Annotated in this window: 14 protein-coding genes and 1 pseudogene; 7 read left to right on the top strand and 8 right to left on the bottom strand. The window is 69.0% G+C overall.

What is annotated here, in order from left to right; all coding sequences use genetic code 11:
* Nucleotides 1–13 precede the first annotated feature (13 nt).
* The gene (locus ACAD63_RS22120) at nucleotides 14–949 is read right to left on the bottom strand and encodes a LysR family transcriptional regulator (protein ID WP_133095603.1); all 936 of its coding nucleotides are present in this window, start codon (nucleotides 947–949) and stop codon (nucleotides 14–16) included.
* 258 nt (nucleotides 950–1,207) lie between these two features.
* Between ACAD63_RS22120 and ACAD63_RS22115 the strand changes: the two genes are divergently transcribed.
* From ACAD63_RS22115 to ACAD63_RS22105, 3 genes are all read left to right on the top strand, one after another.
* Nucleotides 1,208–1,633 carry a VOC family protein gene (locus ACAD63_RS22115; protein ID WP_133095602.1) on the top strand — a complete coding sequence of 142 codons (426 nt, stop codon included), beginning with the start codon at nucleotides 1,208–1,210 and terminating at the stop codon, nucleotides 1,631–1,633.
* A gap of 97 nt (nucleotides 1,634–1,730) precedes the next feature.
* Nucleotides 1,731–1,934, top strand: coding sequence for a SlyX family protein (locus ACAD63_RS22110; protein WP_133095601.1), 204 nt, complete (start codon nucleotides 1,731–1,733; stop codon nucleotides 1,932–1,934).
* 109 nt (nucleotides 1,935–2,043) lie between these two features.
* Entirely contained in the window at nucleotides 2,044–2,601 is a 558-nt protein-coding gene (locus ACAD63_RS22105) for a DUF1439 domain-containing protein (protein WP_135703329.1), read from the top strand.
* On the opposite strand, the gene ACAD63_RS22100 is transcribed toward ACAD63_RS22105, so the two are convergent.
* The 4 genes from ACAD63_RS22100 to ACAD63_RS22085 form a co-directional block, all read right to left on the bottom strand.
* A complete protein-coding gene (locus tag ACAD63_RS22100) occupies nucleotides 2,598–3,512 on the bottom strand; it encodes a DMT family transporter (protein WP_195430349.1) in 915 nt (304 codons plus the stop codon). The genes ACAD63_RS22105 and ACAD63_RS22100 overlap by 4 nt on opposite strands.
* 298 nt (nucleotides 3,513–3,810) lie before the next feature.
* Nucleotides 3,811–4,713: an NAD-dependent protein deacetylase gene (locus ACAD63_RS22095; protein WP_434034344.1), complete on the bottom strand. Its 903-nt coding sequence runs from the start codon at nucleotides 4,711–4,713 to the stop codon at nucleotides 3,811–3,813.
* The gene (locus ACAD63_RS22090; RefSeq protein ID WP_371704433.1) at nucleotides 4,710–4,925 is read right to left on the bottom strand and encodes an oxidoreductase-like domain-containing protein; all 216 of its coding nucleotides are present in this window, start codon (nucleotides 4,923–4,925) and stop codon (nucleotides 4,710–4,712) included. The genes ACAD63_RS22095 and ACAD63_RS22090 overlap by 4 nt, the downstream gene beginning before the upstream one ends.
* Nucleotides 4,926–5,070: 145 nt before the next feature.
* On the bottom strand, nucleotides 5,071–5,445 hold the full coding sequence (locus ACAD63_RS22085; protein ID WP_434034343.1) for a hypothetical protein: 375 nt from the start codon (nucleotides 5,443–5,445) through the stop codon (nucleotides 5,071–5,073).
* A gap of 211 nt (nucleotides 5,446–5,656) precedes the next feature.
* On the opposite strand from ACAD63_RS22085, the gene ACAD63_RS22080 reads away from it, so the two are divergent.
* The 3 genes and pseudogenes from ACAD63_RS22080 (at nucleotide 5,657) to ACAD63_RS22070 (ending at nucleotide 9,358) form a co-directional block, all read left to right on the top strand.
* Nucleotides 5,657–7,987, top strand: a complete 2,331-nt coding sequence (locus ACAD63_RS22080; RefSeq protein ID WP_135703331.1) for a patatin-like phospholipase family protein — start codon at nucleotides 5,657–5,659, stop codon at nucleotides 7,985–7,987.
* A gap of 291 nt (nucleotides 7,988–8,278) precedes the next feature.
* Nucleotides 8,279–8,395: pseudogene (locus tag ACAD63_RS22075) on the top strand (YeeE/YedE family protein); the annotation flags it as partial.
* A 114-nt stretch (nucleotides 8,396–8,509) separates the two neighbouring features.
* The gene (locus ACAD63_RS22070) at nucleotides 8,510–9,358 is read left to right on the top strand and encodes an IclR family transcriptional regulator domain-containing protein (RefSeq protein WP_135703333.1); all 849 of its coding nucleotides are present in this window, start codon (nucleotides 8,510–8,512) and stop codon (nucleotides 9,356–9,358) included.
* A 27-nt stretch (nucleotides 9,359–9,385) separates the two neighbouring features.
* Here the strand turns inward: ACAD63_RS22070 and ACAD63_RS22065 are convergent, their stop codons facing one another.
* Entirely contained in the window at nucleotides 9,386–10,153 is a 768-nt protein-coding gene (locus ACAD63_RS22065; protein ID WP_133095594.1) for a flagellar brake protein, read from the bottom strand.
* Between the two features lie 198 nt (nucleotides 10,154–10,351).
* On the bottom strand, nucleotides 10,352–11,263 hold the full coding sequence (locus ACAD63_RS22060) for a LysR family transcriptional regulator (protein ID WP_434034342.1): 912 nt from the start codon (nucleotides 11,261–11,263) through the stop codon (nucleotides 10,352–10,354).
* A 152-nt stretch (nucleotides 11,264–11,415) separates the two neighbouring features.
* On the opposite strand from ACAD63_RS22060, the gene ACAD63_RS22055 reads away from it, so the two are divergent.
* A complete protein-coding gene (locus tag ACAD63_RS22055; protein ID WP_434034341.1) occupies nucleotides 11,416–12,051 on the top strand; it encodes a LysE family transporter in 636 nt (211 codons plus the stop codon).
* Here ACAD63_RS22055 and thpR read toward each other — a convergent pair.
* Nucleotides 12,035–12,604 carry an RNA 2',3'-cyclic phosphodiesterase gene (gene thpR, locus ACAD63_RS22050; protein ID WP_135703335.1) on the bottom strand — a complete coding sequence of 190 codons (570 nt, stop codon included), beginning with the start codon at nucleotides 12,602–12,604 and terminating at the stop codon, nucleotides 12,035–12,037. The two genes, ACAD63_RS22055 and thpR, sit on opposite strands and share 17 nt — an antisense overlap.
* Nucleotides 12,605–12,607 lie beyond the last annotated feature (3 nt).

The following is a 12,607-nucleotide window of genomic DNA, read 5'->3' as shown; positions in this document are numbered from 1 at the left end:
CCTGGTTGCGCTATTACGGCGCCGTGCCGGCCACGGCGCCGCCCTCGCGCGTGGCCACCACGCGCGGATCGTTGAGCAGGAACTGCGCGAACGCCTCGGCAAATGACGGCAGCTTGCCGTCGGCGCGCACGATCAGGTTGAGCTCGCGCAGTGCCCAGGGCTCGGCCAGCCGCACCCCCGCCACGCGCGCATCGCGCAGCGCTTGTGCCGCCACGCTGCGCGGCACGAGTGCCACCCCGACCCCCGCCTCGGCCAGCGACAGCACCGCGTCGAAGCTGTGCGCATGCAGGCGCACGTTAGGGCTCTTGCCCGCGCGCTGCGCCATGTCGCGCAGGAACAGGAAGTTGCTGCTGGTGCGGCTCATGCACACAAAGTCGAAAGCCAGTGCCGCGCCGAAGCGAACCTCCGGCTCGCGCGCCAGCGGATGCTCCGCCGCGACCGCCAGGATCAGTTCGTCGCGCGCATAGCGCACCGAGCGCACGCCGGTGGTCTCGAAGTCGCCGGCGAGAATGCCGACGTCGGCTTCATGCGCCGCGACCGCGGTCAGGATCGACTGGCTGGCGCGTTCTTCGAGGTCGATGTTCACGTCCGGGTTGGCCAGCAGGAAGCGGCTCACGCTCGGGATGATGAAGCCATTGAGCGAGCTGCTGTTGGCCAGCAGCCGGATATTGCCCTTCAGTCCCGCCGAGAAACGGCCCACCTCGCCGTGCATGCGCTCGACGCCGAGCAGCAGCTCGCGCACATGGACCAGCAATGTCTCGCCGGCCGGCGTCAGCTCCATGCCGCGCGCGGTGCGCACAAACAGCGGCGTGCCCATCGCATGCTCGAGGTTCTTCAGCCGGTAGCTGGCCGCCGACGCGGTGATATGCGTGGCCGAAGCGCCGCCGGAAAGACTTTGTGCATCGGCGATCGCCTGGAACAGGCGCAGGTCGGTCAATTCGTAACGCAAGGCAGCTCCGGATGTCTAAGGTGTTCAGGCGAGAGCCGGATAGTGACGGTTCGCGGGCATTCTACAGCCCGGCATGCACGCCCCAGCCGAGGCCGATCCCGCATTGATGTGGACACCAGCCACTTGGTTTGCTAAGGTATTGTGGACGGCGTACACAAATCGTTGCGCCCGTTGCCGGATCCCCGAGGCCATCGTCCGTACGCCGGCTAGGTTCTTCCTGCCTGCCCCGCCCGGGAGGCTCTCTCTACAGGAGTTGTCATGCAAGTCCAGCCCTATCTCTTTTTTGAAGGCCGTTGCGATGAAGCTGTCGAGTTCTACAAGAAGACCCTTGGCGCCAAGGTCAATATGCGGATGACGTTCAAGGAAAATCCCGAGCCGCAAAAGGCCGACCCCGGCTGCCAGGCGCCTCCGGGAACGGAAGACAAAGTCATGCACATGGAATTCCAGATCGGCGACAGCGTGATCATGGCTTCCGACGGCCGCTGCTCGAACCAGCCCAAGTTCGAGGGCTTCGGGCTGACAATCAGCTTTGCCGACAAGGCCGGGGTGGAAAATGCCTTCAACGGCCTGAAGGAAGGTGGCCAGGTGGTGATGCCACTGGACAAGACTTTCTTCGCCGAGCAATTTGGCATGGTGAGCGACCGCTTTGGCGTCATGTGGATGCTGATCACCGAGCAGAAGTAAGCGCGGCGCGTGCGGTTTCGCCGGCGGCATCGGCATACGGGATTACAATGCGCGCCGCCAGCCGGAGAAACCGGCGAACCCACGACAGCCACGCGCCATGGACGAACGCATCACCGAACTCGAAATCAAGCTCGCCTTCCAGGAAGACCTGCTCGAAACGCTCAACACCACGGTGGCGCGCCAGCAGCAGCAGATCGACCTGCTGCAGGAGCAGTTCCGCGCGCTGTACCAGCAATTGCGCAGCGCCACGTCGACGGCGGCAGAGTCCGATCCCCTGCAGGAAATCCCGCCGCATTACTGACCTGCGCGCATGCGCGCCGGGGCTATGTGACGGAACGCCATCCCGCGCGCGCGGTCTGACTGGCTGACTCCATCCACGCCGCGCCGTCAAGGCGCGCACCATCCGCCACATGCGCCTGCGCCCCTCCCTGCTCCTTGCCGCCGCGGCCGTCTTCGCCGCGGCTACGCCCGCGCTGGCCGGCTACAACGTCTGGACCGGCGAATACACGCTCACCCGCCAGGAACTGCAGGCCGCGCTGGATCAGCGTTTTCCCGCCACGCTGCGCTACGCGGAAGTGGTGACCGTACAGCTTAGCCACCCCCGGCTGGTGCTAGACGAGGCCAGCAACCGGCTCATCACCCATGTCGAGGCCCGCCTGACCAACGCGCTGCTGCCCTCGCCGCCGGTCGACGGCAAGCTGGCGCTCAACAGCGGCGTGCGCTACGACTCCGGCAAGCGGGCCGTGCTGCTCGACAACCCCACGGTGCAACAGGTGGAAGTTGCCGGCATGGCCCAGTACCGCGAGCAACTCAACGCCATTGGCGCGGTCGTTGCGCAGCAGCTGCTGAAGGACTATCCGGTCTATACCTTCAAGCCCGAGGAACTGCACTTCGGCGGCAAGGAGGTCGAGCCGGGGACCATCACGGTCGGCAAGGAAGAAGTGCGGGTTGAAGTGAAGAACCGCTAACGCCGCGCCGTTTCGCGCGCGCCGCGGAACACCAGCGCCAGTCCCGCCAGCACCGCCGCCATCCCGGCAAGCGCCAGCGGCGCCATCCGGTTGCCCAGCAGCAGGTAGTCCAGCACCGCGGTGCCCGCAGGCACCAGGTAGAACAGGCTGGTCACATTGACCAGGTTGCCCGCGCGGATCAGGCGGTAGAACAACAGCGTGGCGCCGATCGAGATGCCGAGCGTCAGCCACAGCAGCGGCAGCGCGAACGCCAGCGATACCTCGAAGGCAAAGGGCTGGAACGGCAGGCACAGCAGGCATGCCGCGAGGCTGGCGCCATACTGCAGCGGCAACACCTGCGCCGGCGCGCGCGCGATGCGCTTCTGCAGGATGGCGCCGACGGTCATGCAGGCCAGCGCTGCCAGCCCGCACGACACGCCCGCCACAGAAAGCCGTGCCAGCAGCAGGCTGTCGGCGACCACCAGTGCCAACCCGGCGAGCGCGAGCGCCAGGCCCGCGATGCGGGTGGTGCTGTAGCGTCGCTCGGTCAGCAGCAGGGTCAGCATCGGTTGCGCGCCCAGCACGGTGGCCAGCACACCAGGCGTCATGCCATGGTCGAGCGCAAGGAAGTAGAACACGGCGTAGCCGCCAATCAGCAGCAGGCCGGTCAGCGCCACATGCAGCCGTTCGCCGCGCGGCGGCAGCAGGTGGCCGCGTGCCAGGCCGATGGCGCCAAGCACCGCCAGCGTGATGGCGAAGCGCAGCGTCAGCAAGGCAAAGGGCGTGGCATGGTCCAGCCCGAGGCGCGCCGCGATGGCGCCGCTGCTCCACAGCAGCACGAACAGGGGTGTGGCCCAGAACGCGGCGGATACCGCATGCCGGGCGTGGGTCGCGGCGCCCAGTTGCGCCGCGCAGTCTTTTTCGGTGGTCATGGATGTCATCTGTCGAAAGCCTGGCAGACCCCGGCGCGCAAGCGCGCATAGCAACTGCGGCAGCCGGCAGCGGCGCACAGGCGCGCGGCTGCCGTGCCGTCAGGCACGCGCAGGCGTGAAAACCGGGGAGCTGTGATGCGGGCCGCGATGCGCGCCCGTCAGCCGCGTGGCGGCGGGGGCGGATGCGCGCCGGCGGAGAACGGCGGCGGTGCGACAGCGACGAACGCAGGCTGGCGACGCACGCGCGGCATCGCGTCGCACGGTGGCGCGGCGATGACGGGGCGTTGGCGGTCTGCGTTCATGACGAAATCGGGAAAGGATTCGAAGATCTGGCGATGCTATGCCTGCAAGGCGGCCGCGTCAACGGGTGGTGTGCCGGGTCGCGCCGGAGTTCGAGCTGCGCCACCAGCGCCTGCAACGTGGGCGCGCAGCCGGCTTCGACCTTCAGCGCCAGCATATCGTCCGCGCGCGTGGTGCCCAGGTTGAGCGCCGCCACCTGCTTGCCCATCTGCCCGGCCCAGACACAGAAGCGGTAGCCCGAATACACCATCAGCGACGAGCCCACCACCAGCACCGCGTCGGCGGCCTCGAGCGCCGCGCGCGCGGCATCGACGCGCACGCGCGGGACCGACTCGCCGAAGAAGACCACGTCAGGCTTGAGGATGCCGCCGCAGCGCCCGCACTCGGGCACGCGGAACTGCGCGAACAGCGGCGATTCGAAATGCACGTCGCCATCGGCGGCGGGCTCGGCGATCACGTCGCGCAGCGCGGCGTTCTGGTCCAGCAGCCAGTCCTGCAGGCCGGCGCGGTCATGGCGTGCGCCGCAGTCCAGGCAAATGGCGCTGGCCAGGCTGCCGTGCAGCTCGATCACGTCGCGGCTGCCGGCGCGCTGGTGCAGGCCGTCGACATTCTGCGTGACCAGCGCGCCCAGGCGGCCATGCTCGCCCAGCCGGGCGAGCGCATGGTGCGCGCCGTTGGGCCGCGCCTGCCACGCCACCGGCCAGCCAAGCATGCTGCGCGCCCAGTAGCGCTGGCGCCCGGCGTGCGAGCCTAGGAAGGCCTGCAGCGTGATCGGTTGCGAACGCTGCCACTGGCCGCGCGCGTCGCGATAGCCGGGGATGCCGGAATCCGTGCTGATGCCGGCGCCGGTCAGCACGAACAGGCGCGGATGGCGCCGCACGAAGTCGAGCAGCGCGTTCAACTGGCCGGATCCTCCGCGTGCCGCGCCGCGTGGCGCGCCTCCCACGCGCGCAGTTCCTCGCGATAGCGGTCCAGCTCCTGGTAGTAGAAATCGAAGATGCACGGATCGCAGCCGGAGCCGCAGCATTCGTCGTCGCCGGGCCGTTCGGGCGGCACGGGGCGCGGGTCGTCCGCGGGGTTGGCGACAGGGTTGACGGGAGACACTTGGGACACGGACTGCACGCCGCTGCGGGCGGAAATGGCGGATCAGCCGCCAGTATATGCCGCCGGCGCCAACCACGCCGCCCCCACGCCGCCCACCACGCCGCCGACCACCCCGCCACCCGCCACGTGGCTGCAGCGCCGGGCCAAGTGGCGCTCAGTGGTTCAGCAGCACGCTTCCGACCGGGATCACCAGCGCGGTGCCGGACAGGCAGGCGATGTCGTCGTCGGCAAGCCAGCGCGCCACCACGTCTGCCAGCCGCGCGCCGATGCGGGCCAGCTCGGCCGGGTCGGCCAGGTAGACGGCGTCAATCACGTCCTGGTCGAATGCCAGCGACGCGCTGATGCGGCAGCGGCCGGGCGAGCCGGGCGGCTCGGCCTGCCAGCTCACCTGCACCTCGCTGCCCCCGGCGCGATGGTATTCGGCCGACATCGGGAACAGCCGGCAGGTATGTTCGCGGGTCCACTCCACCAGTGCGGTCATGGCGATTCCCCCTCTCTGCGGGCTGCGCCCGCCCTGGTCTGCGTTCATCTTAGTCACTGCAAGCGGCCTGTGCAGTGCGCTCCCGGCAGCGGATACCGATCTGCACGCTTCCGAGCGGCATGATGAATTGTTTTGCGGCGCGCACTCCAGGCGGCCCGTGCGCCGCGTTTTGCCCGAAGATAAGCCGACGCCCATCCCGGCCGCGCACAGACCGGGCAACCGGCGCCGCATTGCGGCTGCCTGCTGAACGGACGACGACATGAAGGCAGCCACACCCTGGGGGTTGCGGATCCTGCGGCTGGCAGCGCTCGCGCTGGCGGCTTGCCTTGCCGTTGGCGCCCGGGCCGCGCCGGACGCAGCGCCGGACGCAACGCCTGACTCCGCACTCGCGCCGGCACCAGCGATCATGCCCCCGGCACCCGCCGCGATCGACACACCCGCCGTGAGCGCCGCGCCGGCCCGCGGCGCGCGTCCGCGCATCTGCCTGGTGCTGTCCGGCGGCGGTGCGCGCGGCGCCGCGCATATCGGTGTGCTCAAGGTGCTGGAGGATCTGCGCGTGCCGGTGGACTGCATCGCCGGCACCAGCATGGGCTCGCTGGTGGGCGGCGCCTATGCCACCGGCATGTCGCCCGCCGAGATGGAACGGCTGGTCAGCGGGCTGAGCACCGAAAAGCTGTTCAAGGAACGCCCGCCGCGCAAGGACCTGACCGTGCGCCGCAAGCAGGACGATTTCACCAACCTGTTCACGCCCGAGATCGGCGTGCAAACGAGAGGGCTGCTGCTGCCCAAGGGCGCGGTCTCGGGCGTGCAGCTTGAGACGGTGCTGCGCCAGCTGGCGCGCACGCCCGGCTACCGCGACTTCGACAAGCTGCCGATCCCCTACCGCGCCGTCGCCACCGACCTCGTCGCCGGCACGCCGGTCGTGTTCAACGCCGGCGAGCTGGCCAACGTGATGCGCGCCAGCATGTCGGTGCCGGGCGCGGTGGCGCCGGCGGAATACCAGGGAAGGCTGCTGGTCGACGGCGGGCTCACCGACAACCTGCCGGTCGGCGTGGCGCGCGCGATGGGCGCCGATGTCATCATCGCCGTCAACCTCGGCACGCCGCTGATGAAGCGCGAGGAGTTGACCTCGGTCATCGGCGTGACAGGCCAGATGCTCAACATCCTGACCGAGCAGAACGTGCGCGCCTCGCTGGCCTCGCTGGGCCCCGCCGACGTGCTGATCGAGCCCGCGCTCGGCGATTTTTCCGCGACCGACTTCGACCACCTGACCGCCACCATCCCCATCGGCGAAGCCGCGGCGCGCAAGGTGGCCGAGCGCCTCGCGCCGCTGGCACTGCCGCCGGCGCAGTATGCGCAGCTGCGCGCGGCGCAGCAGGCGGTGTCGCCGCCCGACACGCGGCCGGTGGATGCGATCGAACTGGCGCCGCTGCACCGCGTCAATCCCGAGTTTGCGACGGCGGTGATGGAGACCAAGCCGGGCGAGCCGCTTGACCAGGCCACGCTCGACCAGGACATGCGGCGGCTGTTCGGCACCGGCGACTTCGAGCACGTCAACTACGGCATCATGGAAGAGCCGGGCAAGCGCATCCTAGTGGTCAATGCGGTCGAGAAATCGTACGGGCCGGACTACCTGCGCTTTGGCCTCGGGCTCAGCACGGACTTCCGCGGCGATGCGTTCTTCAACCTGATCGGCAGCTACCGGCGCACCTGGCTGAACTCGCTTGGCGCCGAATGGCGCACCGATCTCCAGGTGGGCCAGACTACTTCGCTGACGAGCGAGTTCTACCAGCCGCTGAACACGCGCCAGTACTTCTTCATCGCCCCGCGCATCGAGCTGGAGCGCCGCCCGGTCAACGTGTTCCAGGGCAGCACCCGCCTGGCCACCTATGACCTGCGCCGCCTTGACGTAGCGCTGGACGTGGGCAGCCAGTTCACCAAGTACGGTGAGCTGCGGCTGGGCGTGCAGACCGGCACGCTGGACGCCACGCTGAGCACCGGCCCGGAGGCGCTGTCGCCGGGCCCCGGCAGGATCAAGCGCGGCGCAATTACCGGCCGGCTCTTCTTCGACCAGCTCGACAGCGTCGACTTCCCGCGCTTCGGCTATGCTGGCTCGTTGCGGGTCTATGCCTCGCAACCGGGACTCGGTGCCGACGATTCCTATATCAAGGCGCAGGGCGACCTGGTGTATGCCCATTCGATCGGAAACCATACCGTGTCGCTCGGGCTCAAGGCCGGCACCAATGTCGGCAACCCGCTGCCGCGCTATGACCTGTTCCAGTGGGGCGGCTTCCTGCAGCAATCCGGCTATGCGACCGGGCAACTGCTGGGCGGCAACCTGCAGTTTGCGCGGCTGGTCTACTACAACAAACTGGCGCGGCAGACGCTGCTGCAGGGCATCTACGCCGGCTTCTCGCTGGAGGCAGGCCGCATGGGTGCGCCGCTGGTGCCGGGAAGCCCGACCGGGCTGCTCAAGTCGGGATCGCTGTTCCTGGCGCTGGACAGCCCGCTCGGGCCACTCTATTTCGCCTATGGCCGGGCCGCGGCCGGGACATACAGCTTCTACCTCTTCCTCGGCAAGCCGTTCTGAGACGCGGGTCCACCGCAACGTGGGCCGCGCGTGTGATGCGAGCGTACCCCACCGAAGTTGTATGTAATGTCTTAATTCAAAGGTCTATACTTTTCCCGTCAGCAAGACCCCCTCTTGAATGACGACCCTTCCCCGGTCGCCGCTGCCCCAGCGGCGACTTTTTTATGGGCGGTCGCCGCATTCGGGCAACGGCCGCGAGCATGGTTGCCCACCTCCTATCCCCGCCTCGGGCCGCGCTGCCGGCCGCACTCGCGGAGGTTTCCATGCAGATCGGTTTCACCATTTCACAGCGGCCTGTCGCGTGGTCCGGTGCGCTCGCTGGTGGCCACGCTGACCTTCATGGCGGCGGGCTTCCTGACGGTGCTGGTGCAACGCCACCTGCTCGGGAGGTATCGCATCGATCACTAAACGCGCATCGTGGCCACCGGGACACAGTTGGATGCACGCAATGCTGGCCCGTTGCGCCAAGCCGGTTTAAGATTGCGCGATTATCGAACAACGAACCCGGACAAGCACAGCCCAATGGAAGTCCTCCGCCCCATCGGTCTCGGCCATGCACAGGCCGACACCGTCCGCGTCGCCCGGCCGCAGGCCGATTTGCTGAGCAGCTTTGCCGGCGATCCCAATTTCATGCTGTCGCTGGCGCGCGGGCTGACCGTGCTGGAGGCCTTCTCGGAACGCAAGCGTCCGCTGACCATCTCGCAGGTGGCGCAGCGCACGCAGCTGTCGCGCGCCTCGGTGCGGCGCTGCCTCTATACGCTGGAGCAGCTTGGCTATGTCAGCCAGCAGGAGGGCCAGTTCGCGCTGCGCCCGCGGGTGCTGCACCTGGGGCATGCGTATTTCTCTTCGACCTCGCTGGTGTCGCTGGCGCAGCCGATCCTGGACAACCTGAGCGCGCGCATCCACGAGACCTGCGCGCTGGCCATCCTCGACGGCACCGACATCCTCTACCTGGTCCGCTCCGAAGTGCAGCGGGTCCTGAACTACTCGCTGGGCATGGGCAGCCGCCTGCCGGCCTACTGCACCTCCAACGGCCGGCTGCTGCTGGCGCACCAGCCGGCCTCGGTGCTCGACGGCTTTTTCGAGCATGCCGAGCTGCGTCCGCGCACGCTGCAGACCAAGGTGTCGCGGCAGGAGCTGGAGGCATGCTTCGCGCGGGCACGCGAAGTCGACTACGTGATCGTCGACGAGGAGCTGGAGCCGGGCCTGCGCGCGATTTCCGTGCCGGTGCGCTCGGCCTCCGGCATCGTGCTGGCTGGCCTGAGCGTGAGCGTGCGCGCCGCGCGCGTACCGGAAAGCGAGATGATCACGCGGCTGCTGCCGCCGATGCGCGAAGCCGCGGCGGCCATCGGGCGGCTGATCGGCTCCTGACGGGCCGCGCCTCGCGCGCCGGGATGTTCAGCCCCGGTGCGCCAGCTCCAGCGCGAATACCAGCCGCTGCAGGAAGTTCTCCATACGGCCGTCCGGATTGATAAAGGCGCAGCCGAAGTGGTGGATGGCGTTGCCGTCATGGCCGACCAGCCAGTGGCCAACCACCTGCAGGTCGAGCTCGACCTTGCCCAGCTCGCGGAAGTCGAGACGGCACTTGGCCACGGTGGTACCGACCGGCAACTGTTCCTCGGTGACGCTCTTGGAGCGCAGCCCGACGCCGGACAGCGACAGGTCGGCAATGTCCAGGCACAGCAGCGCATTGTCGGCGCCCCGGATTTCGCAGCGGTAGCCCTTGGTCACCAGTGTGCGCGCGCGGAAATGGCGGCGGCGCTGGAAGTGATAGAGCTTCTCCGGAAATTCGACGACAAAGGCCGGGCCTTGCTCGAAGCGGGTCGCGGCCGGCTGCCCCACCATAAAGTTCACCGGCACGCCGCGCAGCAAACCCGAGAATGCATTCTCTTCCGAGGTCATCAGCGACTGCCGCTCGGCGTCGGCATTGCACCAGTCGAACACGAAGGTCCGGTTGACCGGATCGACCTGCAGGATCGAGGTGACGAACTGGTGCCCGGTACGGGTGCGCACGCTCAGCATGCACTTCTGCCACGACAGGTCGCGCAGCACGGTGCCGATCTGGGAGTTGTGCGTGAGGCGGTAACGATCGTCCGCCGGCGTGTCGGCGGCGGCAGTGTCGGTCTCGGTTCCGGTGCCGGCCCCGGTGGCTTCGTGCTGATTCATGGATTCACGCAACGTCTGGTATAGCGGGATGCCGCCGGCTGGGGGTGTAGTGGGGGCGCGGCAGCCAGTCGGCCTGCCGGCCGCGCGCCGCATGTTAAGCGCGTGCCCCCGCGTCCGGCAAGACTCATGGCGACACCTTCGGCAAAACTGTGGCAGAACTTGAGCACAGACTTACGGGGGGTAGCGCCTGCGCCGCTTTCAGGCGTCCTTCGGCTCCAATGGCGGCCCCGCCGGGGATGCGGCCGGCGCCAGCATTGCCTGCGCCTCGTCGCGCAGCCACGCGAGCAGCAGCAGCCGGCGCGTGTCGTGCTCGAACGGCGCCGGCGACAACAGATGGTACGCCGACCCGTCCGGCGTGAAGCCGAACGGGGCAGCCAGGCGCCCGTCGGCGATCTCGTCGGCGGCCATCAGCCGCGAAGCCATGGCCCAGCCGAGGCCCGCCGCCGCGGCCTGCAGGCTCAGGTAGAAGTGCTCGTACCAGGCATCGCCCTCGAAGCGGACGGCCTGCGCGTCAGGGCCGGCGGCAGCCAGCCAGCGTTGCCAGGCATAGGGCCGGGTGCGCGTATGCAGCCGTGCCGGAACAGCGGCGGGACCCTGGGCCAGCAGCGGGCGGCACACCGGCCCGACCCATTCCTGCGCCACCTCGCGCGCGTGCCAGCGCGGCTCGAAGGCGAAGTCATTGCGCCGCAGCGCCAGGTCGGCGCCGCTGCGCGCGAAATCGATCGGGCCGCCCGCCGCCATCAGGTGCAGCGGGATGTCAGGGTGGCGCGCGGCAAAGCGCGGCAGGCGCGGGATCAGCCAGCGCATTGCCACGGTCGGCTCGCACGACAGCACCAGCGCCCGGCCAGGCGGCTGGGTGCGGATGCGCGCCGCGGCGCCGGCCAGCATCTCCATTGACTGTGAAGCGGCGGCGAACAGCGTGCGCCCCGCATCGGTCAGGAAGACGCCGCGGTTGCGCCGCTCGAACAGTGCCACGCCGAGCGTGTCTTCCAGCTGGCGGATCTGCCGGCTGACCGCGCCGTGGGTCAGGTGCAGTTCTTCGGCCGCGCGCACGAAGCTCTCGTGGCGTGCGGCAGCCTCGAAAAAGCGGATCCAGCCCAGCCAGTGCATCGGGATTTTCAGTCAGTTTTTCTCACGTATTTGCGCGAGTATATATCGGTTGTGAGTCTCGTTTGTGGCACGCAGAATTGGGTACGCTTTGCCGTGCCGGCCTAGTCCGGCGGCGGCGATCGGCTCTCAACCCCAACGTAACCTCACACAAAATGATTCCAGTTGCCCTTCCAGTCGTCGAACCGCTGGCGGTCGCCGCCGTGACCGTGCTCGCCGTGGTCAGCCCCGGCCCGGATTTCGCCATGGTGACCCGCAACAGCTACCTGTACGGCCGCCGCGCCGGGCTGCTCAGCGCCCTTGGCATCGCAATGGGGGTGCAGGTCCATGTGCTGTACACGATGTTCGGCGTGGCGCTGCTGATGGCGCATGCGCACAGCGTGCTGACGGTGGTGAAGGCGCTGGGCGCGGCCTACCTGGTGTGGATCGGCCTGCAGACGCTGCGCCGGCGCGCGCCGCTGGCGGTCGACCTGCACGGCGCCCCGGCACTGCGGCCGGCCGCGGCCTTGCGCATGGGCTTCCTGACCAATGCGCTGAACCCGAAATGCACGCTGTTCGTGGTCAGCACCTATACGCAGGTGGTCGACGCGCACACGCCGGTGCCGGTGCAGTTCGGCTACGGTGCGTTCATGTCGCTGGCGCACCTGGCGTGGTTCAGCCTGGTGGCCGGTGTATTCGCCGCGCCGGCGTTGCGGGCGGCGATGCTGCGCCGCCAACGTCTGCTGGACGGCGCCATCGGGTCGGTGCTGTGCGGGCTCGGGGCCGCGCTGGGGCTCAGCAACCTGGCGTAGCAGCAGGCCGGGCCAGTGGCCACGCCTGCAGCACGAGGTGCTCCGCGCCCTGCGGTCCCAGCCGGCTTTCGAACAGCACCAGCCGCTGCACCGGCCAGGGATCGCTGGCGAGCATCCGTTGCGCGTCGAGCCAGGCGCGCAACATGGCCTCGGGTACCGTCGGGCGGCAGCGTGCCAGCGTCAGGTGTGGGTGGTAGCGGCGGCGCTCCGGCTCGATGCCGGCGGCCTGTGCCAGCGCCTGCCCCACCGCGGCATGCAGCGCGCGCAGTGCGTCAAGCCCGGGACCCGGCGCGAGGCCGGCCCACAGCACCGAGCCCTGGCCGGTCCGGAAGCGGCCGGTGCCTGCAGCCTGCAGCGTGAAGGCGGGCGCTGCGAGTCCGTCGAGCGCGGCGTTCAGCTGCGCCTCGGGCACGCCGCATTCGCCGAGGAAATGCAGGGTCAGATGAACCTGCGTGGCCGGCACCGGGCGCAGGCCGGTCGCCTCCGGCAGGGTCGACAGCAACCGCTCCGCCCGCGCCGGCGGCACTTCCACGGCGAAAAACAGGCGCGGCATGGC

Source organism: Cupriavidus sp. a3 (assembly GCF_051015765.1).
Lineage (GTDB): Bacteria > Pseudomonadota > Gammaproteobacteria > Burkholderiales > Burkholderiaceae > Cupriavidus > Cupriavidus oxalaticus_A.
Note: the sequence above shows the minus strand (reverse complement) of the source record. Positions and strands in the feature narration are given on the sequence as shown.